The sequence below is a fragment of the Allosediminivita pacifica genome, from assembly GCF_003054175.1.
GTDB lineage: Bacteria > Pseudomonadota > Alphaproteobacteria > Rhodobacterales > Rhodobacteraceae > Allosediminivita > Allosediminivita pacifica.
Window position 1 is genome coordinate 114,254 of the sequence record NZ_QBKN01000001.1, and the last position, 20,946, is coordinate 135,199.

Annotated in this window: 21 protein-coding genes; 11 read left to right on the plus strand and 10 right to left on the minus strand. The window is 66.7% G+C overall.

All coding sequences use genetic code 11. The features are described from left to right. Positions 1-40 precede the first annotated feature (40 nt). The 6 genes from C8N44_RS00555 to dxs are packed head-to-tail and all read left to right on the plus strand — an operon-like array spanning position 41 to position 5,271. Positions 41-550 (plus strand): MarR family winged helix-turn-helix transcriptional regulator, encoded by a 510-nt coding sequence (locus tag C8N44_RS00555; protein ID WP_107974210.1) that lies wholly within the window; start codon positions 41-43, stop codon positions 548-550. Further along, positions 547-1,248, plus strand: coding sequence for a response regulator (locus C8N44_RS00560; protein ID WP_107974211.1), 702 nt, complete (start codon positions 547-549; stop codon positions 1,246-1,248). Before C8N44_RS00555 ends, C8N44_RS00560 begins: the two co-directional genes overlap by 4 nt. 43 nt (positions 1,249-1,291) lie before the next feature. Continuing rightward, complete coding sequence (locus tag C8N44_RS00565; RefSeq protein WP_107974212.1) at positions 1,292-2,215, plus strand: histone deacetylase family protein; 924 nt, start codon at positions 1,292-1,294, stop codon at positions 2,213-2,215. Further along, on the plus strand, positions 2,212-2,454 hold the full coding sequence (locus C8N44_RS00570) for an exodeoxyribonuclease VII small subunit (protein WP_107974213.1): 243 nt from the start codon (positions 2,212-2,214) through the stop codon (positions 2,452-2,454). The genes C8N44_RS00565 and C8N44_RS00570 overlap by 4 nt, the downstream gene beginning before the upstream one ends. Before the next feature lie 5 nt (positions 2,455-2,459). Further along, positions 2,460-3,329 (plus strand): polyprenyl synthetase family protein, encoded by an 870-nt coding sequence (locus tag C8N44_RS00575; protein ID WP_107974214.1) that lies wholly within the window; start codon positions 2,460-2,462, stop codon positions 3,327-3,329. Positions 3,330-3,345: 16 nt separating this feature from the next. Next, entirely contained in the window at positions 3,346-5,271 is a 1,926-nt protein-coding gene (gene dxs, locus C8N44_RS00580; RefSeq protein ID WP_107974215.1) for a 1-deoxy-D-xylulose-5-phosphate synthase, read from the plus strand. Between the two features lie 243 nt (positions 5,272-5,514). Here dxs and C8N44_RS00585 read toward each other — a convergent pair whose 3' ends face one another. Further along, complete coding sequence (locus C8N44_RS00585) at positions 5,515-6,105, minus strand: exopolysaccharide biosynthesis protein (RefSeq protein WP_107974216.1); 591 nt, start codon at positions 6,103-6,105, stop codon at positions 5,515-5,517. Positions 6,106-6,237: 132 nt separating this feature from the next. Then, complete coding sequence (locus C8N44_RS00590) at positions 6,238-7,095, minus strand: SDR family oxidoreductase (protein WP_107974217.1); 858 nt, start codon at positions 7,093-7,095, stop codon at positions 6,238-6,240. Positions 7,096-7,234: 139 nt separating this feature from the next. Here C8N44_RS00590 and C8N44_RS00595 point away from each other — a divergent pair, with 139 nt between their 5' ends. Both C8N44_RS00595 and C8N44_RS00600 read left to right on the plus strand, forming a co-directional pair. After that, positions 7,235-7,573, plus strand: a complete 339-nt coding sequence (locus C8N44_RS00595; RefSeq protein ID WP_107974218.1) for a DUF4440 domain-containing protein — start codon at positions 7,235-7,237, stop codon at positions 7,571-7,573. Between the two features lie 94 nt (positions 7,574-7,667). After that, positions 7,668-8,156 carry a transglycosylase SLT domain-containing protein gene (locus C8N44_RS00600; protein WP_107974219.1) on the plus strand — a complete coding sequence of 163 codons (489 nt, stop codon included), beginning with the start codon at positions 7,668-7,670 and terminating at the stop codon, positions 8,154-8,156. A gap of 92 nt (positions 8,157-8,248) precedes the next feature. On the opposite strand, the gene C8N44_RS00605 is transcribed toward C8N44_RS00600, so the two are convergent. Next, complete coding sequence (locus C8N44_RS00605) at positions 8,249-9,004, minus strand: class II aldolase and adducin N-terminal domain-containing protein (RefSeq protein ID WP_107974220.1); 756 nt, start codon at positions 9,002-9,004, stop codon at positions 8,249-8,251. 129 nt (positions 9,005-9,133) lie between these two features. Between C8N44_RS00605 and C8N44_RS00610 the strand changes: the two genes are divergently transcribed. Both C8N44_RS00610 and C8N44_RS00615 read left to right on the plus strand, forming a co-directional pair. Then, positions 9,134-10,618 carry an AMP nucleosidase gene (locus C8N44_RS00610; protein WP_107974221.1) on the plus strand — a complete coding sequence of 495 codons (1,485 nt, stop codon included), beginning with the start codon at positions 9,134-9,136 and terminating at the stop codon, positions 10,616-10,618. 143 nt (positions 10,619-10,761) lie between these two features. Next, positions 10,762-11,049, plus strand: coding sequence for an HU family DNA-binding protein (locus tag C8N44_RS00615; protein ID WP_107974222.1), 288 nt, complete (start codon positions 10,762-10,764; stop codon positions 11,047-11,049). 70 nt (positions 11,050-11,119) lie between these two features. On the opposite strand, the gene C8N44_RS00620 is transcribed toward C8N44_RS00615, so the two are convergent. From C8N44_RS00620 to urtA, 7 genes are all read right to left on the minus strand, one after another. Further along, positions 11,120-11,944 carry a manganese catalase family protein gene (locus C8N44_RS00620; RefSeq protein WP_107974223.1) on the minus strand — a complete coding sequence of 275 codons (825 nt, stop codon included), beginning with the start codon at positions 11,942-11,944 and terminating at the stop codon, positions 11,120-11,122. A gap of 232 nt (positions 11,945-12,176) precedes the next feature. Beyond that, a complete protein-coding gene (locus C8N44_RS00625; RefSeq protein ID WP_107974224.1) occupies positions 12,177-12,575 on the minus strand; it encodes a hypothetical protein in 399 nt (132 codons plus the stop codon). Positions 12,576-12,883: 308 nt separating this feature from the next. After that, on the minus strand, positions 12,884-13,579 hold the full coding sequence (urtE, locus tag C8N44_RS00630) for an urea ABC transporter ATP-binding subunit UrtE (protein ID WP_107974225.1): 696 nt from the start codon (positions 13,577-13,579) through the stop codon (positions 12,884-12,886). Positions 13,580-13,582: 3 nt separating this feature from the next. Beyond that, positions 13,583-14,323, minus strand: a complete 741-nt coding sequence (gene urtD, locus C8N44_RS00635) for an urea ABC transporter ATP-binding protein UrtD (protein ID WP_107974226.1) — start codon at positions 14,321-14,323, stop codon at positions 13,583-13,585. Continuing rightward, positions 14,320-15,534, minus strand: a complete 1,215-nt coding sequence (gene urtC / locus C8N44_RS00640; protein ID WP_107974227.1) for an urea ABC transporter permease subunit UrtC — start codon at positions 15,532-15,534, stop codon at positions 14,320-14,322. Before urtC ends, urtD begins: the two co-directional genes overlap by 4 nt. 189 nt (positions 15,535-15,723) lie before the next feature. Continuing rightward, positions 15,724-17,664, minus strand: a complete 1,941-nt coding sequence (urtB, locus tag C8N44_RS00645) for an urea ABC transporter permease subunit UrtB (protein WP_107974228.1) — start codon at positions 17,662-17,664, stop codon at positions 15,724-15,726. 87 nt (positions 17,665-17,751) lie between these two features. After that, positions 17,752-19,038: an urea ABC transporter substrate-binding protein gene (urtA, locus tag C8N44_RS00650; RefSeq protein ID WP_107974421.1), complete on the minus strand. Its 1,287-nt coding sequence runs from the start codon at positions 19,036-19,038 to the stop codon at positions 17,752-17,754. A 479-nt stretch (positions 19,039-19,517) separates the two neighbouring features. Here urtA and C8N44_RS00655 point away from each other — a divergent pair, with 479 nt between their 5' ends. After that, positions 19,518-20,942, plus strand: coding sequence for a circularly permuted type 2 ATP-grasp protein (locus C8N44_RS00655; protein ID WP_107974229.1), 1,425 nt, complete (start codon positions 19,518-19,520; stop codon positions 20,940-20,942). Positions 20,943-20,946 lie beyond the last annotated feature (4 nt).

A 20,946-nucleotide genomic window follows, 5' to 3' on the forward strand; every position in this document is an offset into this window, starting at 1 on the left:
AACAACGCTGACTTAAAGTGCGCCAAAAGACGGAGGCGACATGACCGAGGCACCGGGCGGACAGGCCAGCGGCGAGACCCTGCTCTACCTGACGGACGAACAGCTGCGTCAGGGCGCGGAGGCGATGTTCTTTGCGTATCGGGGGTTTACGGCCGATCCCGACCGCATCCTTGCGGGCCTCAGCTACGGGCGGGCGCACCACCGGGCGTTGCATTTCATTCACGGCGCGCCGGGCACCACGGTCAACAACCTGCTCTCGATCCTAGGCGTCACCAAGCAGTCCCTGAACCGCGTCCTGCGCACGCTGATCGCCGACGGGCTGGTCGAGTCGCGCGTCGGTCGCGACGACAAGCGCGAACGCCACCTTCACCTGACCGAGGCCGGTCGCGCGCTCGAACAGGAGCTGACCGACGTGCAGCGCGCTCGCATGCGCACCGCCTACCGCCAGGCCGGGCCCGAGGCCGTCGCCGGTTTCCGGAAGGTGCTCGAGGCAATGATGGACCCAGAGCAGCGCCGACAGTACAAGGCTCTGCGGGAGGGCCGAGGATGAGCGCACCGGAACCGCACCTGCTGATCGTCGATGACGACGAACGCATCAGGGGACTCTTGCAGAAATATCTCATGCGTGCCGGCTTTCTTGTCACCGCCGCGCGGGACGCGGCCCATGCCCGCCGGATCCTGTCGGGGCTGGATTTCGACCTGCTGGTGCTCGACGTGATGATGCCGGGCGAGGACGGCGTCAGCCTGACCCGTTCGATCCGCGAGACCCGCGACACGCCGATCCTGCTGCTGACGGCCAGGTCCGAGACCGAGGACCGCATCAAGGGATTGGAGGCAGGGGCCGACGACTACCTGACCAAGCCCTTCGAGCCCAAGGAACTGCTGCTGCGGATCAACGCCATCCTGCGCCGCGTGCCAGAGGCCCCCGATGAGAGCGTCGCGCCCAAGCTGCTGACGCTCGGGCCTTGCCGCTATGACATCGAGCGGGGCGAGATGTGGCGCGGCGAGCAGCTCGTCCGCCTGACCGCCACCGAAAGCGCGCTGATGAAGATCTTCTCGGGCCGCCCCGGAGAGCCGATCAGCCGCGCGCAGCTGGTCGAGGATCTGGGCCGCGACCGTGGCCAGAGCCAGGAACGCGCCGTCGACGTGCAGATCACCCGCCTGCGCCGCAAGCTTGAAACGGACCCCAAGCAGCCGCGCTATTTGCAGACGGTGCGCGGGGCCGGTTACATGCTGGCACCGGACTGATCCCGAAAAGGGACGTCCCCACAAATCACAGGAGGCGGGCACCATGAGCACGGCACTGATCACCCATGCCGATGCGCTCGGGCACGTGACGCCCGAGGGCCACCCCGAACGCGTTGCACGGATGGAACACGCGCTGCACGCGATCCAGGATCTGCCACTTGAGCGCGTGAGCGCCCCCGAGGCATCCGACGAGGAGCTGAGGCTCTGCCATCCGCAGCGCTATGTCGACCGCATCCGCGGGGCGATCCCCTCCAGCGGTACGCGGCAGCTCGACGCCGATACCTGGCTGTCGCCCGGCTCGATGTATGCCGCGCGGCGCGGCGCGGGCGGCGGGCTTCAGGCCGTGGACATGGTGCTGAAGGGCGAGGTCAAGAACGCCTTCGTCGCCATGCGCCCGCCCGGCCACCATGCCGAGCTCGAGACGCCCATGGGCTTTTGCCTCTTCGGCAACGCGGCCATCGCGGCGAAATACGCGCTCGAGACCCACGGGCTGAAACGCGTGGCGGTGGTCGATTTCGACGTGCACCACGGCAACGGCACGCAGAACCTGCTCTGGGACGAGGCGCGCACGCTCTTCGTGTCCTCGCAGCAGATGCCGCTCTGGCCCGGCACTGGCGCCGCGACCGAACGCGGCGCGCATGACAACGTGCTGAACCTGCCGCTGGCCCCGGGCAGCGGCAGCGCCGAGATGCGCAGCGCCTGGGAGGCCGCCATCCGCCGGATCGAGGCCTGGGCGCCCGAGCTGCTGATCATCTCGGCCGGCTTCGACGCCCATCAGGACGATCCGCTGGCCAACCTCAACTGGGTGACCGAGGATTACCGCTGGATCACCCGCGCGCTCTGCGCCATGGCGCAGCGCAGCAACGGGGGCCGTGTCGTCTCGACTCTGGAGGGCGGCTATGATCTTGAAGCACTGAGCGAGGGCGTGCGCGCCCATGTGGAGGTACTGTTGGAGGCGGGATCGTGAGCGAATCCGATGTCGACGAAATGAGCTTCGAGGCGGCCATGGCCGAGCTGGAGCAGGTGGTCACGCAGCTCGAACGCGGCGAGGTCCCGCTCGAGGAATCGATCAAGCTCTATGAACGCGGCGCGCTGCTGCGCAAGCGTTGCGAGAAGAAGCTCAAGGAAGCCGAAGAGAAGGTCGCCCAGATCACGCTCGACGCCGAGGGCAACCCCGCCGGCACCAAGCCCGTCGAAGGGCTCTGACGCCCATGTTCGAGGAAGGGCTGCGCACCGCCGCCGCCGCCATCCGGCAGCACATGAAGCAGGTCATGGACGGGCTGCCCGCGGTGCCCGTGGCCGAGGCCATGCGCTATGCCAGCGCCGGCGGCAAGCGCCTGCGCGGCTACCTCGTGCTGGAAAGCGCCCGCATGCACGGCGTGGACGAGGCGCAGGCCATCTGGCCAGCCACCGGCATCGAGGCGGTGCATGCCTACAGCCTCGTGCACGACGATCTGCCCAGCATGGACGACGACGACCTGCGCCGTGGTCAGCCGACGGTGCACCGCCGCTGGGATGAACCGACCGCGGTTCTTGCGGGGGATGCCCTGCAGACGCTGGGCTTCGAACTTGTCGCCAACCCCCAGTGCCATCCGGACCCGGCGGTGCGCGCGGAACTCGCGCTGACCCTGGCCCGCGCGGCGGGGGCACGCGGCATGGTGCTGGGGCAGGCGCTCGACATGGCGGCCGAGGCCACCGACACGCCACTGGGCTTGTCGGAGATCACCGCGCTGCAGGCCGGCAAGACCGGCGCCCTGATCCGCTGGTCGGCCGAGGCGGGCGCGCGGATGGGCGGCGGTGACGTGGCACCGCTCACGCTCTACGCCGAGAAGCTGGGCCTCGCCTTCCAGATCGCGGACGACATCCTCGACGTCGAGGGCGATCCCGACGCCGTCGGCAAGGCGGTGGGCAAGGACGCCGGACGCGGCAAGGCGACCTTCGTGTCGCTGCTGGGGCTGGACGGCGCGAAAAAGCGGGCCACCCTTCTGGTGGACGAGGCCTGCACCGCGCTCGATCCCTACGGCGAGGAGGGCGAGAACTTGCGACAGGCCGCCCGTTTCGTTATTTCCCGCCGGAACTGACAACCGAGGTACAGTCATGTCGGATCGTCCCGCCACCCCGCTTCTCGACACGGTGGCGACACCTGCCGATCTCAAGCGTTTCGACGATGCCCAGCTACGACAGCTGGCCGACGAGCTGCGCGAGGAGACGATCTCGGCGGTATCCGTGACCGGCGGGCACCTCGGCGCAGGTCTTGGCGTGGTCGAACTGACCGTCGCGCTGCATGCGGTCTTCGACGCCCCGCGCGACAAGATCGTCTGGGACGTGTCGCACCAGACCTACCCGCACAAGATCCTGACCGGGCGCCGCGACCGCATCCGCACCCTGCGCCAGAAGGACGGGCTGAGCGGCTTCACCAAGCGCAGCGAAAGCCCCTTCGATCCCTTCGGCGCGGCCCACAGCTCCACCTCGATCAGCGCGGCGCTGGGCTTTGCCGCCGCGCGCGACTTGGGCGGGGCCTGCGACACCGGCCACGGCGACAGCATCGCGGTGATCGGCGACGGCGCGCTCAGCGCCGGCATGGCCTACGAGGCGCTCAACAACGCGGGCCACATGGGCAAGCGGATGATCGTCATCCTCAACGACAACGAGATGTCCATCGCGCCCCCAACCGGCGCCATGTCGTCCTACCTGTCGCGGCTTTACGCCGAGGCGCCTTTCCAGGACCTGAAAAGCGCGGCCAAGCACGCCGTGAGCCTGCTGCCCCCGCCCTTCCAGGAGGGCGCACGCCGCGCCAAGGACCTGCTCAAGGGCATGACCATGGGCGGCACGCTTTTCGAGGAACTCGGCTTCAGCTACCTCGGCCCCATCGACGGGCACGACCTCGACCAGCTCCTGCCGATCCTGCGCACGGTCAAGACGCGCGCCAAGGGGCCGATCCTGATCCATGCGATCACCAAGAAGGGCAAGGGCTACCACCCGGCCGAGCACGCCCCCGACAAGGGCCACGCGCGGTCCAAGTTCGACGTGGCCACCGGCGAGCAGAAGAAGGCGCCCTCCAACGCGCCCGCCTATACCAAGGTCTTCGCCCGCGCGCTGATGGATCAGGCCGAGGGCGATCCGCGCATCTGCGCCGTGACCGCCGCCATGCCCGACGGCACCGGGCTCGACCTCTTTGCCGAGAAATTCCCCGCCCGCACCTTCGACGTGGGCATCGCTGAACAGCACGGCGTGACCTTCTGCGCTGGCCTCGCGGCGGGCGGCATGCGGCCCTTCTGCGCCATGTATTCCACCTTCCTGCAGCGTGGCTACGACCAGATCGTGCACGACGTGGCGATCCAGCGTCTGCCCGTGCGCTTCGCCATCGACCGCGCGGGGCTCGTGGGCGCTGACGGCGCCACCCACGCAGGCAGCTACGACGTGGCGTACCTGTCGAACCTGCCGGGCTTCACCGTCATGGCCGCCGCCGACGAGGCCGAGCTTGTTCACATGGTCGCCACCGCCGCCGCGCATGACGACGGCCCCATCGCCTTCCGCTACCCGCGCGGCGAAGGCGAGGGCGTGACCATGCCCGAAAAGGGCGTCCCGCTGGAAATCGGCAAGGGCCGGATGATCCGCGAGGGCGGCCGCGTGGCGATCCTGTCCTTCGGCACCCGCCTGGGCGAGACCCTGCGCGCCTGCGAGGCGCTCGAGGCGCGCGGCATCACGCCGACCGTGGCCGACGCGCGTTTCGCCAAGCCGCTGGACCGCGATCTGATCCTGACCCTTGCCCGCGATCATGAGGCGCTGATCACCATCGAGGAGGGCGCCGTGGGCGGGTTCGGCAGCCACGTGGCGCAGCTTCTGTCCGACGAGGGCGTCTTCGACCACGGGCTGAAGTTCCGCTCGATGGTGCTGCCCGACATCTTCATCGACCAGGCCAGCCCCCGCGACATGTACGAGGCCGCGGGCCTTAACGCCGAGCAGATCGAGGCCAAGGTGTTGTCGGTGCTGGGCGTTGACGTGCTGGAAAAGCGGGCCTGAGGGCAGGGGGGCACAGATACGCCCCAGAGCGGAATCAAGGGGCGTCAGCCCGCCGCGCATCGTCATGCTGAAAGCATGCCTTCGGCATGACCGCGCCCCCACGCGGCGGCGATTTGGCAGAGGCTTGGTTCTTCGTGTCAGGGTCGTCCGGATTTGCCGGGATAAACCGAGAAGCTCAGAGGTCCGGATCGCCACCGCGCGCGGCTGCGATGCGCGGCTTCGACGCCCGCCCGGCTCTTCCCCTCAGACCAGTCCCTGCCAGATGCTGACCAGCAGCGTCAGCAGCCCGCCGAGGAACACGTAGCCCATCACCACGATCACCCCGTCGCGCACCATGAGGCCAAGCGCCAGCAGCGACACGCCCGTGGCCCCGATCGAGGTCACCATGGGCAGCGGCTCCAGCAGTGGCCAGGGCAGGGCGGTCAGCAGGATCGCCACTTGCGCCAGCCGCGCCAGCGGCGGCACGGTCAGGAAATGCCAGCGGTCGCGGCTGTGCCGGTCGACCCAGGCCGCCGGGCCCCGAAGCCAGTTCATCGCCCGCCGCATGCGTGCTGCTGCCACCGACCGGCGCATGAGCACCCGGGGCAGCCAGAGATGCTGCCGCCCGATCAGCGCCTGCACCGTCACGGTCACGATGATCAGCATGCCCAGCGTGGGCGACCCTGGAATGGCCGACAGTGGGGAGACGAGGATCAGCGCGGGCACCAGGATGACCGAGGCAAAGGATCGGCCCCCCACCTTGGCCATGATCTCGGCCACGGTGACGCGTTCGGCGCCCGGATCGGGGTCGATCGCATCGATCAGTTCCGTGAGAGAGGCGGGCTCCTGCCCCATCTGCGCAATCCTGTTTCCCGTCCGCAGCGAGACGCCCGGCGAGAGGTGGAAGTGTGGTATCCCCCCGGGAAATGCAAGATTATTCGGCACGATTGAAACGCGGGGCGCAAGACGCCGCCGAAAGGCGGGGTCTCAGTCGCCCTCGGCCTCCAGCAGTGCCCGCAGCCCCACGCGGTAGTCGGGGTATTTCAGGCCCACGCCCAGCTCGTCCTTGATGCGGGCGTTGGAGACACGCTTGTTCTCGGCATAGAAGCTGCGCGCCATAGGGCTCATGTCGGCCTCCTCCAGCGGCACCTCGGGCGGGCGCTCGACGCCCAGCAGGTCGGCGGCCAGCGCGATCACGTCCTGCGGCGGGGCGGGATCGTCGTCGCAGACATTGTAGGCCGCGCCGGGGTTCGGATGCTCGATGGAGGCATGAAGAACCTGCGCGATGTCCTCGACGTGGATGCGCGAGAACACCTGTCCCGGCTTGATCAGCCGCCGCGCCGTACCGCGGCGGACCTTCGCGAAGGGGCCGCGGCCCGGGCCGTAGATGCCCGCGATGCGGAAGATGTGAAGCGGCAGACCGGGAATGGACTGCCACTCGCGCTCGGCCATCACACGGAGCTGGCCGCGTTCGGTCGAAGGCTCCAGCGGTGTGCTTTCGTCCACCCAGCCGCCGTCGTGGTCGCCGTAGACCCCGGTGGTGGACAGGTAGCCCACCCAGTCGAGCGCCGGCGCGCGCTCGCGCAGCGCGTCGCCAAGCACCGCGATGGAAGGGTCCTCTCCGTCGCGCGGCGAGGCCGAGACGAGAACGTGGGTCGCCTCTGCCAGCGCGGCGCGCAGCGTGATCTCTTCCCACATCACCGGCCGCACGCCGGTTTCCGCGATCTCTTCGGCCTTTTCGGCCGAGCGTGTGGTGCCCATGACGGTCCAGCCTAGGGGCATCAGGCGGTGGGCCAGCGCCTGCGCGCAATAGCCGTGGCCGAGTGTGAGAAGCGTGCGTGTCATTGCGTGAAACTGAGTGTGCGAGCGGTCGATTGCAAGCACGCTTCGGTGGAAAGCCGCGCGGAATGCGGCAGTGCGGAAACGTCGGACGCACTCCGCGCGTTTGCGGCACAGACCCGAAGCGAATGCGAAAGGTTGTAACATGCAGGAACTTGTCGATCTCGAACGCCGCCTCTGGCTCGAAGGGGCCGGGGCCTTTGAAGAGCTTCTTTCCGCCGACGCCATCGCCATCATGCCGATGGAAGAGGGCATACACGACCGCGCGGAAACCGTGCGCGCGATCATGAAGGGGGCGCGATGGGACGCCCTGGATCTTGGCGCGATCTACAGCACCAGAGTTTCCGAGGGCGTGGTGATGCTCAGCTACGAGGCCGAGGCACGGCGCGGCGACGATCGCTATCGGGCCCTCTGCTCGTCGCTCTGGCGCGAGGACGCCGAGGGCTGGCGGCTGGCGCATCACCAGCAGACACCCATCGGCTAGGCGGTCCCCCGCCGACGGTTAACCGCGTGCTTGGCAGGGGGCGGCCTGCTGGCCTACGAAGCTGACTCAGGATCAACTGCGATAGCTTACCGCCATGCCCCTGCCACGCCTTGCCTGCCTGCTTATCTTGCCGCTCGCGCTTGCCGCCTGTGCGCAGGGCCCGGATCTCGCCAAGCTCGAGGCCGACGCCCCCCATTTCGCGGCCCAGTCCGTGCCGCTCTACCCGAACGAGACGCCCGAGCTGCGGGCCTCGATCAACAAGTGGGCCGACCACTACGAGCTGCCGCGCTCGCTGGTCCACCGCCTCGCCATCCGCGAGAGCACCCACCGCCCCTGGGCTCGCAACGGCCCGTACTGGGGCCTTCTGCAAATCCTGCCCGCGACCGCCCGGAGCATGGGCTTCCAGGGCTCCTCGCAGGACCTGCTCGATGCGGACACAAATCTTCAATACGCGCTGAAGTACCTGCGCGGGGCCTATCTCGTCGCCGACGAGGACCCCGACGACGCGATCAAGTGGTACGCGCGCGGATACTATTACGAAGCCAAGAAAAAGGGCCTGCTCGAGGAAACCGGCCTGCGCTGAGCGCGCGGCGCCTGACCCGGCACCTTCGACATGACGGGGGCGCGAACCTTTACGGTCGTGCCCTCTGTTCGTCCGGCCATGTCAGGTCGTGCTCAGCTCGCGTAGTTCGAGCCTTCCTCGTCGAGGATCGCCTTCAGTTCAGCGAGGTGGCGTTCGCCCTGGTCGGGATAGTTCTCCATCTCGCGGGCGGTCTTCTCGGCCACCTCGTCCGACAGCACGGCAAGCTCGCGCCCGGTCTGCAGCGCCCGGATGTAGGTCTCGGCCGCCCGCTCGAAGTAGTAGAGCTTGTCGAAGGTCTCGGCCACGGTCTCGCCGATGACCATGACGCCGTGATGGCCCATCACCATGACCTTGTTCTTCGGGTCCGAGAACATCTCGGCGCAGCGCTCGCCCTCTTCCTCGAATGCCAGGCCGCCGTACCCCTCGTCGATGACGACGCGGTCGAAGAAACCCGCCGAGGTCTGGTCGATCGGCGGCAGGCGCTTGTCCTTGAGGCAGGCCAGCACCGTGGCATGGACCGAATGCACGTGCAGCGCGCAGCGCGCGTGCGGCACTTTTCGGTGCAGCGGCGCGTGCAGGCCCCAGGCGGTCGGGTCGGGTGCACCGGGGCGGTTCAGCGTCTCGGGATCCTCGGCATCGAGTTCGAGGATGTCGGACGCCTTGATGCGCGAGAAATGCATGCCGTTGGGGTTGATGAGGAACTTGGTCCCGCTCTCGTTCACGGCGAGGCTGAAGTGGTTGGCCACGCCTTCGTGCATGTTCAGCCGCGCGGTCCAGCGAAAGACGGCGGCAAGATCCGTGCGGGCCTGCATGTGGTCGAGGTTCGGGATGCTCTGGGGGGCGTTCATTGGGGGTCTCCTTTCGGCGCGGATAGGACCCCCGGGCAGCCGCGAAGTCAAACCGATGCCGCCGGGGCCAGCTTGAACCCCGCGCGGCAAGCTGTCAGTTTGCCCCGAACACATGCAAGGGGGGCGGGAATGCAGGACCGTTGGCTGGATCTCAAAGTCGAAACGCCGGAGGCTCCGGACCCCGAAACCTTCGATGACGCGGGCGCGGCCGTCGACCGCCTGATCGAGCTCTACGAGCAGGCGGCAGGCTTCCTGAAGGACCGCTTCCTCGCGGCCCTGTCCAACGGCCACCCGGGCGTGCGCTACCGGGCCTTCTACCCCCAGATCTCGATCACCACGACGACCTACGCGCAGGTCGACAGCCGGCTCAGCTTTGGCCACGTGGCCGCGCCCGGTACCTATGCCACGACGATCACGCGGCCCGACATGTACCGGCACTACCTCCTGCAGCAGATCGACCTGCTCCTGGAAAACCACGGCGTGCCGGTGCGGATCGGCCTGTCGGACGTGCCCATGCCGGTGCATTTCGCCGTCGCCAACTATCCCGAGATCACGGTCCCGCAGGAGGGCGCCGCCGATTTCGTGCTGCGCGACATCTTCGACGTGCCGGACCTGAGCGTGACCAACGACGACATCGTCAACGGCGTGCACCGCCCCGATGCCGACGGCGCCCAGCCGCTCGCCCCCTTCACCGCGCAGCGCGTGGATTATTCGCTGGCGCGGCTGGCCCACTACACGGCGACGGACCCGGCGCATTTCCAGAACCACGTGCTCTTCACCAACTACCAGTTCTACGTGAGCGAGTTCGAGGCCTACGCCCGCGGGCAGCTCGCCGATCCCGACAGCGGCTACACGAGCTTCGTATCGACCGGGAATGTCGAGATCACGGGCCCCGACGACACGATCCCGCAGACCCCCAAGACGCCGCAGATGCCCACCTACCATCTCAAGCGCAAGAACGGCGCGGGTATCACGCTGGTCAACATCGGGGTGGGGCCCTCGAACGCCAAGACCGCCACGGACCACATCGCCGTGCTGCGTCCGCATGCCTGGGTCATGGTCGGCCACTGCGCCGGGTTGCGCAACACGCAGGCGCTGGGCGATTTTGTCCTCGCCCACGGCTACGTGCGCGAGGACAAGGTGCTCGACGACGACCTGCCGGTCTGGGTGCCGATCCCGGCCCTGGCCGAGATCCAGGTCGCGCTCGAGGATGCCGTGGCCGAGGAGACGCAGCTTTCGGGCTACGACCTCAAGCGCATCATGCGCACCGGCACCGTGGCCAGCGTCGACAACCGCAACTGGGAACTGCGCGATCACACCGGCCCGGTGCAGCGGCTCAGCCAGTCGCGCGCTGTCGCGCTCGACATGGAAAGCGCCACCATCGCCGCCAACGGCTTTCGCTTCCGGGTGCCCTACGGCACGCTGCTCTGCGTCAGCGACAAGCCGCTGCACGGCGAGCTGAAGCTGCCGGGCATGGCGAGCGATTTCTACCGCACGCAGGTCGCGCGACACCTGATGATCGGAATCCGTGCGATGGAGGCGCTGCGGGAAATGCCGCTGGAGCGCATCCACAGCCGCAAGCTGCGAAGCTTCGAGGAGACGGCGTTTCTCTGAGGTGGGGTGACGCAAGGAAAAGATGTTCTCAAAGCACGGTTTTTCGCTCAAACGCCCCAGCGATTGTTGTGTTTTCCGAATGCTTGCGGTTTTAATGCCGCGGATAATGGCCCAGCGGAACGGGCAGTGAAGGAGACCAGAAAATGGCCAAACCGATGACCAAGACCCAGCTTGTGGCCGCCCTGGCCGAGAAGATGGACGCGGACAAGAAAACCGCCGGCGCAGCGCTCGACGCGCTGACCGACATCATCACGTCCGAGGTGGCCGAAGGCGGCGCCGTGACGCTTCCGGGCGTCGGCAAGTTCTACTGCCGCGAGCGCCCCGAGCGCATGGTTCGCAACCCCGCGACCGGACAGCAGATCCAGAAGGAAGCCGACAAGCAGGTCAAGGTGACCGTGGCGAAGGCCCTGAAGGACAGCGTCAACAGCTGACGCTCCCGCTGCCTTGGCAGCGATCGTTTCGGGCCGTCCCGCCGGGGCGGCCCTTTTCTTTTGCGCGGGCTTACTGCTGCTCGACCTGCGTCGCCGAATGCGGGCGCGCCTTGCCGAGATCGGGTTTCTGCCCTTCGGGCTTCACCTCGTCCCGAACCGAGAATTCGGAGCGTCCGTCAAGCGAAGGTCCCGAGGTCCAGCGCCCTTCAGGCGTCGGCTCGTCCAGCGAGGTGTTCAGGAAGTAGTAGGAATGCTCCATGGCCTCGTGCTCTTCGGGGGTGGAGTTCGGCACCGGCAGGGCCTTTTCCCAGCCGCCCAGTTCCTCGATCACGGCCAGCCATTGCTGCTGGTGATAGGTGTCCCGCGCGATGAGGAAGGACAGCATGTCCTTCATGCCGGCATCGTCGGTCATGTTGTAAAGCCGCGAGGCCAGCACGCGGCCGCCGGATTCGGCCATCGCATTCGCCATCATATCCGCCGCGATGTTCCCCGTGGCGTAGATGTGGCTCATGTCGAAGGGCACACCATTGGAATTGACGGGCATGGCCGAAAGTCCCGAGGACAGGATGTGCCGCGGATTGGCGCCGCCCATGATCGCCTTGACGACCGGGTCCCGCGTCGCCTCTTCCTGGACCGTCAGCGGCGCACCTTCGAGGTTCAGCGCCACCGCGTGGCCGAGGAACTCGATGTGGCTGAGCTCTTCCGTGGCCGTCATCATGAGCATGTCGCGGTACTTGGCATCGCCTCGCGCGCCCATGGCCTGGAACATGTACTGCATGGCGACGCGGATCTCGCCCTCGACGCCACCGATTGCCTGCTGAAGGTATTTGGCGAACTGCGGATCCGGGTTGTCCACGCGGACTTCGTATTGCAGCTTGGAGGAATGATGGAACATTCTGCGTCCTTCCCTTTTAAACGTGCGCAACTTCTCCGGTCCCGGAGGGGTGGCCACCGGGCTCAGGGACGACTCGCTCGCGGGAATTTGCCCTTGGAGAAGCTGGTGCCCCAACAGTGGGCTGTCGGGGATGTTCCAAGCGGTTGCTAAATGCGATTCCGGCGCGCCTGGTCACCCTCCGAGGGGAGGAGTCGAAAGGGGGGAAGGGCTGCGGGGATGAGCGCTTGGGCGCTCAGCGCCGGCCGCCGGACTTCAGCGCTAGTGGGGTGTGATCGTCGTCGGGGCAAAGATCGCCTTCTTCTTCCGACTCTTCTTCGCTGGCCGGATCGGCATCCCCCGACGCCGCAGTATCGTCGGTGCCCCGCTTGTCTTCCTTGTGCTGGGTCTCGACGCCGTCCTGCTCGTGACGGTATTCCTCGAGGATCCGGAGCAACTGCGAGATGGTCGCCACGCGCCGGAACACATCGCGGAAGCGTTGCTTTTCCGGGGAGGGCTCGGACGAGATCTGCTCGGTGGTTTCGTTCTTTTCGTCACTCGCCATGAGGGCGTCAGCCGCCTCGAAAAGACGGTCGACCTCTTCCTCATATCCCTCGCGCTCGTTGCACGAGTCGGAGTCGCGACGATCAGTCATCCGAGGATTCCACCACAGCGTTGGAATAGAAATGGAACTTAAAGCGTCCGATTCAACTACCAGTTGACCATTTCACCGCGGAGGTGGAATTGCAAATGATCCTGCACTGCCTGGATGGTCGAGGCCACATTTTGTTCGACTTATGCTTCCGAGACGGACCGCCTCAGAAGGCTCAGAAAAGCTCGGCGCCGGATGATCACGCGGCCTGACACCTTGGGGCCGTCCTAACATTTTATGAATGCCGCTTGGTAAATCTTTGAAATCGCAATGGCTGAATAATGTCCCGGCCCGGGACATGTCGGGACGGTTCAGATCGAGACTTTGGAAAGCAGCGCCTCGCGGTCGATCTCCCCGGCCTTGCCCGAGAGCGACACCTCGCCCCGGGTGACGGCTGTAAAACTGTCGGCCAGCCCCCAGGTGAAGTCGAAATACTGCTCCACCAGCACGATCGCCATCTCGCCCTGGTCCCGCAGCTGGGCGATGACGCGGCCAATCTGCTGGATGATGTTGGGCTGGATGCCCTCGGTCGGTTCGTCGAGAAGCAGCACCCGTGGCCGGGTGATGAGCGCACGGGCGATGGCGAGCTGCTGCTGCTGCCCGCCCGACAGGTCCCCGCCGCGCCGGTTCAGGAACTCCTTCAGGATCGGGAAGAGCTCGAAGATATGCTCGGGCACGCCGCGTTCCGTACGGTCGAGGCATGCAAACCCCGCCTCGAGGTTCTCCTGCACGGTCATCAGCGGAAAGATCTCACGACCCTGCGGCACGTAGGCGATCCCCGCCCGCGCCGCCTGGAAGGCGGTGGGGTGATCGAGCGGCTTGCCGTCGAGCGTGATGGTCCCGCCCGAGTAGGGGTGCCGCCCGGCGATGGCCTTCAGGAGCGAGGTCTTGCCCACCCCGTTGGTCCCCATCACGGCCGAGACCTTGCCCGCCTCGGCGGTCAGGGAAAGCCCATGCAGGATTTGGCTCTGCCCGTAGTGGAGCGTGAGGTCGTCGACGATCAGCATGTTCTAGCGCCCCAGGTAGACATCGATGACTTCCTTGTTCTTCACGACATGGTCGAGCGAGCCTTCGGCCAGGACCGATCCCTCGTGCAGCACGGTCACCTTGCAGTCGAGCCTGCGCACGAATTCCATGTCGTGTTCGACCACGACGACCGCGTGCTTGCGGGCGAGGCGCTTCAGCAGGTCGGTGGTATGCTCGCGCTCGGCGGGCGTCATGCCGGCGGCGGGTTCGTCCACGAGCAAGAGCCGCGGCTCCTGCGCGAGCAGCATCCCGATCTCGAGCCACTGCTTCTGCCCGTGGCTGAGTTCGCCCGCCATGCGAGGCAGGTGGTCGAGCAGCCCGACCTCGGCGGCGATCTCCTCGATCCGGGCCGCGCCCTGCGCGCTCTTGCGGTAGAGGAGCACGTCGAAGGGCCCGCGCGGGTTCTTGAGCGCCATGGCGAGGTTCTCGCGCACGGTCTGGGATTCGAAGACCGTGGGCTTCTGGAACTTCCGCCCGATGCCGGCGCGGGCGATGTGGCTTTCCGACATGCGCAGCAGAGAGACGGATTTCTCGCCCCAGATCACGGTGCCCTCGTCGGGCCGTGTCTTGCCGGTGACGATGTCCATGAAGGTGGTCTTGCCGGCGCCGTTGGGCCCGATGATGGCGCGCAGCTCGGGCTCGCCGATCTGGAAGCTGAGGTTATTGATGGCGCGGAAGCCGTCGAAACTGACCGAGACGCCCGAGAGTTCGAGAAGCGTGCTCATTCCGCGGCCTCCCGGCGCCGTGCCTCGACCGCGTCGGGGGCGCGCTTGTCGTTGCGGATGAAGAGATCGAAGAGCCCGCCGATCCCCTTGGGGAAGAAGAGCGTGACCGCCACAAAGCTGACGCCCAGCAGCACGAGCCACCAGTCGGTCCAGTTGATGACGTAGATGCCGAGATCGATGTTGGGCGCGCCGCCGCTGGTGAACCAGCTCGACAGCAGCGAGACCACCGCCGCGCCGATGGCCGCGCCGTAAAGCCGCCCGCGTCCGCCTATGGCCACCCAGACGGCAAGATAGATCGAGGCGATGGGCGCCACCTCGGCCGGGTTGATGATGCCCGCCTGCGGGTAATAGAGCGCGCCGGCGATGCCCGCGACGACCGCGGTGATGGTGAAGACGAAGAGCTTGTAGCTTTCCACGTGGTAGCCGAGGAAGCGCACGCGCGCCTCGTTGTCGCGCACGCCGCGGATGACGCTGCCCATCTTGCCCGAGACGACCCAGGCGAAGAGCACGTAGCCGAGCGCGAGCGCCAGCGCCGAGGCCCATAGGAATGCGATGGAGACGGTGGCCTGCGGCACCCCGTCGAGGCCCGGCAGGTTCTGCAGCCCGGAAAGCCCGTTGTTGCCGCGCAGCCCGCTGTCGTTCTGGAAGAGGTAGAGCGAGAGCGCCAGTGTCATCGCCTGCGTCAGGATCGACAGGTAGACGCCCGTCACCCGCGAGCGGAAGGCGAGCCAGCCGAAGACCAACGCCAGCAGCCCGGGGACGAGCACGACCATAAGGAGCTGCAAAAACAGGCTGTCGGCGAAGGTCCAGATCCAGGGGAACTTGTTGGTGCCCACCACGCCGAAGATCTGGCTTGCGATGGCGTCGGAGACCTCTTGCGGGGTGGGGGGGATGGTCGCGGCGGCGAGGCTTTCGGCGACGATGATTTCGGTCCGGGCGTACATCAGCCACATGCCGATGGCGTAGCCGCCGAGTCCGAAGAAGGCCATGTGGCCCAGCGAGAGGATGCCGCAATAGCCCCAGACCACGTCCATGGCGATGGCGACCAGCATCAGGCAGAGCGTCTTGCCCAGCGTCTTGACGAAGGAGGTCGAGATGAGGCCAGTGCCCGCGGCCTCGGACATGAGCGTGGCGCCGAGGGTGAAGATGGCGATGGCGGCGATGAACCACAGGATCGAGGGGTTTTGGGCGAGGAAGCTGCGGTTCTTCATGTCTGCGCTCCGGTCTGGGCCGTCTCCGAGAGGTTGCGCCGCGCCTTCGCGCGTCGCCGGGGGGCCGGGCTACCTTCGGCATCCCGGCCGAGGGGGCTCTGCCCCCTCCCGGCCTGCGGCCGGTTCACCCCCGAGGTATTTCCGGCGAGAAGAAGAGACAGGGTGAGGACGGGGAGGCGGGTCATGGTCTCAGTCCCCCGCGGCGCGGCCCTTGAGGGCGACGATGCCCTTGGGCCGGAACTGGATAAAGAGGATGATGAAGAGGATCATGTAGGTCTGGGCCGCCAGCGTGTTGGAGGGGTTGAACCACTCGATCCCCTTCTGGAGGATGCCGATGAGCGCCGCGCCCGCGAGCGTGCCCCAGACGTTGCCGACGCCGCCCACGACCACGGTCATGAAGCTCTGGACGATGTAGTTGGAGCCCATCTCGGATGTGACCTGCGCGTAGAGGCCGATGGCCACGCCCGCGATGCCGGCGATGCCCGAGCCGAGGCCGAAGGTGAGCATGTTGATCCGGTCGGGGTTGATGCCCATGGAGCCCGCCATGCCGGGGTTCTGGGTGACGGCGCGCACCTCGAGCCCGAGGCGGGTGCGGTTCAGCACCCAGAGGATGAGGGCGAGGAAGACCAGCGCCAGCACGAAGATAGCGATGCGGATGTTGGCGATCTGTACAACGTCGTTGATGACCCAGGCCCCGTCGAGCCAGGAGGGCGAGGTGAGCGGGCGGGCCTGCGTGCCGAAGATGTTCTTGGCGAGCTGCTGCAGCGCGATGGAGATGCCGAAGGTGGCCAGCAGGGTTTCCAGCGGGCGGTGGTAGAGCCAGCGGATCACCAGCCGTTCCAGCGCCACGCCCGCGCCGAAGGTGACCGCGAAGGCCAGCGGCAGGGCGACGATCAGCGAGGCGGTGTAGTTCGGGATCACCTGCTGGACCACGTAGCCGGTGTAGGCGCCCATCATGATGAATTCGCCGTGGGCCATGTTGATGACGCCCATGACACCGAAGGTGATGGCGAGGCCGATGGCGGCGAGGAAGTAGATTGATGCGAGAGAGAGCGCGTCGAGGCCCACGTCGAAGACCTGGTAGACGCCGACACGCGCTTCGATCCCGTCGAGAGCTTCGCGGGCGGCGTCGGTGACGGCGCTGTCCGGTTCGTCGTATTCCAGGAAGAAGACGTGGGAGGAGAGGGCCTCCTGTCGGTCTTTGGCGGTGACCAGCGGCGGCACAGCCCCATCGGCGGCGAGCGCGGCGTAGGCCTCTTCGCGGCGCGCGGGATCGTCGAGCTGGCCTACGGGAACGCCGCCGACGCGGCCGTTGTCGATATTGGCTTCGAGCGCGGCGCGGATGGCGTCGTTGGTGAGGGGGGCAGGGGCGAGGCCTTCGTCGACGAGGCGCAGGTAGGCTTCGGCCTCGGTCAGATCGTCCCCGACCTCGAGCACGCGGGCAATGTTGGCGTCCTCGGGCAGCTCGTCGGCGATGCGGTCCTCGGTGGTCAGCATCTGCGAGAGGGCGGCGCGGGTGTCGATGTCCATGGCGCCGGACATGGCCTCGATCGCCTCGACCCGCACCTCGGTGGTCGCGCCGAAGGAGGCCGCAAGGCGATTTGCGAGACGTTCCTTGGCGGCGCGCAGTGCAGGGTCCTCTTCGCCCTCGATGCTGTTGCGCAAGGGTTGCAGCTGGTCGGCCTGCGGGCGGCGGGCGATCGACTCCAGCGCCTCGCGGCGGGCGGCGATGTTCGGATCGGAAAGCTGGAACTGCACGAGGGCCGAGGCGATCACGCGGCGCACGCCGCCGTTGGGGCGGATCTCCGCGGCGTTCTCGGTGGTGCCGGCGTCGGCGCCCGTGTCGATGTCGGTGAGCTGCCAGCTGCCGCCCTCGCGGTCGCCGTAGAAGAACAGCCCGTCGCCATCGCGCCGGACAACGCCACGGTCCTGCCAGGCGGCGAGGAAGTCGGGCACCTCGGGGCTTCCGGTGGCAACCAGTTCCTCGATCAGGGCCTCGACGCTGCTGCGGCTGGGCGAGGCCACTTCTTCGGCGTTGTCCTGGAGGATCGGCTGTAGATCCTGGGCCAGGGCCGTGCGGGCGGGCAGGCCGAGCAGGAGGATGCAGGCGAGGAAGAGCGCACGGAACATGAGACGGCAGCCCGGATAAGAGGTAGATGGTCAGTGAAGAAAGGCGGCGGATGCGCGAGGGAGGGCACGCATCCGCCGAGCGTCAGATCAGTAGTTGGACTGGATCTGGACGCAGGTCTCGGTCTCGGTGTTGTACATTCCGCATTCGAGCTCCTGCCAGTCGGAGGTCAGAACGGCCGAGTCGGGAAGGAAGTCGGTCCAGGCATCGCCGGGGACCTCTTCGGTCTGGCTGATGATGTCGAACTGGCCGTCCTCGCGGATCTCGCCGATCAGGACGGGCTTGGACAGGTGGTGATTGGTGTTCATCACCGCGGTGCCGCCGGTCAGGTTAGGATATTCCTGACCCCACATGGCCTCGCGCACGGCATCGACGTCGGTGGTGCCGGCGTCCTCGACCGCGTTCACCCACATGTTGAAGCCAATGTAATGGGCTTCCATGGGGTCGTTGGTCACGCGGCCGTCGTCGCCGATGAACTCGTGCCAGGCGGCGATGAATTCGTCGTTGGCCTCGGATTCGGCGGACATGAAGTAGTTCCACGCCGCCAGGTGACCGACGAGGTTCGAGGTGTCGAAGCCCGAAAGCTCCTCCTCGCCGACCGAGAAGGCGACGACGGGGATGTCGGCGGCATCGACGCCGGCGGCGGCGAGTTCCTTGTAGAAGCCGACGTTGGCGTCGCCGTTGATGGTCGAGACCACGCCCACAAAGCTGCCGTCGGAGGCCAGTTCCTGCACGTCGGCGACGATGGTGGACCAGTCGGAATGACCGAAGGGCGTGTAGTTGACGAAGATGTCCTCCTCCGCGATGCCGTTGTCCTTGAGGTACTGCTCGAGGATGCGGTTGGTGGTGCGCGGGTAGACGTAGTCGGTGCCGAGCAGGGCGAACTTCTCGATGCCCAGTTCCTCGAGGAAGTAGTCTACCGCCGGGATCGCCTGCTGGTTGGGCGCGGCGCCGGTGTAGAACACGTTCTTGGAGCTTTCCTCGCCCTCGTACTGCACCGGGTAGAACATCAGGCCGTTGAGCTCCTCGAGCACGGGCAGGGCCGCCTTGCGGCTGGCAGAGGTCCAGGAGCCGAAGATGATGTCCACGTCGTCGGTGGTCAGCAGTTCGCGCGCCTTTTCAGCAAAAAGCGGCCAGTCGGAGGCGGGGTCCTTCACCACGGCCTCGAGCTCGCAGCCCAGCAGACCGCCCGCTTCGTTCTGCTGCTCGATGAGCATCAGCATCACGTCTTTCAGTGTCGTCTCGGAAATGGCCATCGTGCCGGAGAGCGAGTGCAGCACACCCACCTTGATCGGGCAGTCGACATCCTGTGCCTGTGCGGCACCGGTGGTCAGTGCCGCGGCAGCTGTCCCGGCAAGAAAGAGCTTTTTCATCATCATCTCTTGTTTCCCTCACTTGCGGCAGCGTCGACGGCGGCCGATGGCGGCCGGTAATATGATCCCGTCGCGGTCTCCGCCGCAGAGTTTCCCTGTTGGTTCCGCCCGCTCCGGTCCGAAGGGAAAAGGTCCGCGGATCCGTGCAAGGCTGCTTTTATGTGCCCTCTTGGACACGTCTGCACACTAGCCGGTCTGAGGTGAGACCGTGCCGCGGAGGTGCTTCGGCGCCCTGTGATTGGCTGGATCGCCTATTTGGTGGGCGGGTATCGGGGATGCAGTTCAAAAAATAGGCGATTTGGCGGGGCTGGTGCCGCCCGGGCGGTGGTGCGGGTGACTTTGTCCCGCTGACATCGGTCTCTGACCAGGCGCGACGCCCATTTGCTGCGCAGATAAAATCGGTATGATGCGAAACCGAGCGCCCCGCTCTTCTCTTTTATGTCATGGGGTGCACGAGTGCGGGCTGGAAAGGACAGGGATCTATGAGCCAAACCGGCCAGAGCTTTTTCAACGAGATGCTTAACGGCTCCGACGTGCGGGCCGCCTACCGAAGCCTGGAACGATGGCACAGGGACATGCCGGACGAACTCCGCAGTCTCAAACAGCACGAGGCCGAACAGCTCTTCCGGCGGGTTGGCATCACCTTCGCGGTCTACGGCGAGGGCGGCGACCCGGAACGGCTCATCCCCTTCGACATGTTTCCCCGCGTCTTCACGCACGAGGAATGGCGTAAGCTCGACCGCGGCATCCGCCAGCGCGCCGCGGCACTGAATGCCTTCCTCGCCGATGTCTACGACCGAGGCGAGATCATCCGCGCCGGGCGCATCCCCGAACACCTCGTGACCAACAACGAGGCCTACGAGAAGGCCGCCGTCGGGTTCCGCCCACCCAAGGGAGTCTATTCCCACATCGTGGGGGTCGATCTTGTCCGCACAGGGCCCGACCAGTTCTACGTGCTCGAAGACAACTGCCGCACGCCCTCGGGTGTCAGCTACATGCTGCAGAACCGCGAGATCATGATGCGGATGTTCCCGCAGCTCTTCCTCGAGAACCGCATCGCGCCGGTCGACGGGTATCCGCGGCTGCTGCGCAAGACGCTGGCCTCGGTCGCACCGCAGAAATGCGACGGCGAGCCGACGGTCGTGATCCTCACGCCCGGCCAGTTCAATTCGGCCTATTACGAACATTCCTTCCTCGCCGACTTGATGGGGGTCGAGTTGGTGGAGGGCAAGGATCTCTTCGTCGAGGGCGACTTCTGCTACATGCGGACCACCGAGGGGCCGCGGAAGGTGGACGTGATCTACCGCCGCGTGGACGATGCCTTCATCGATCCGCTCTGCTTCCGGCCCGACTCCATGCTGGGCGTGCCGGGGCTCATGTCGGTCTACCGCTCGGGCGGCGTCTCGATCTGCTCGGCGCCCGGCGCCGGCGTGGCGGACGACAAGGCGATCTACGTCTACGTGCCCGAGATGATCCGTTTCTACCTTGGCGAGGCGCCGATCCTCGAGAACGTGCCCACCTGGCAATGCGCCAATCCCGACGACTGCAAGTACGTGCTCGAGAACCTTCACGAGCTTGTCGTGAAGGAGGTGCACGGCTCGGGCGGCTACGGCATGCTGGTGGGCCCCAAGGCCGACAAGTCGAGCATCGAGGCCTTCGCCGCGAAGATCCGCGCGAAGCCGCAGAACTACATCGCCCAGCCCACGCTGGCGCTTTCGGCGACGCCGACCTTCGTGGACGAGGGTATCGCGCCGCGCCACGTCGACCTGCGGCCCTACTGTCTCGTGGGCGACAGCATCGAGCTGGTGCCGGGCGGGCTGACGCGCGTGGCGCTGAACGAGGGCTCGCTCGTCGTGAACTCGTCGCAGGGCGGCGGGGTCAAGGACACATGGGTACTGGCGGAGTGATTGC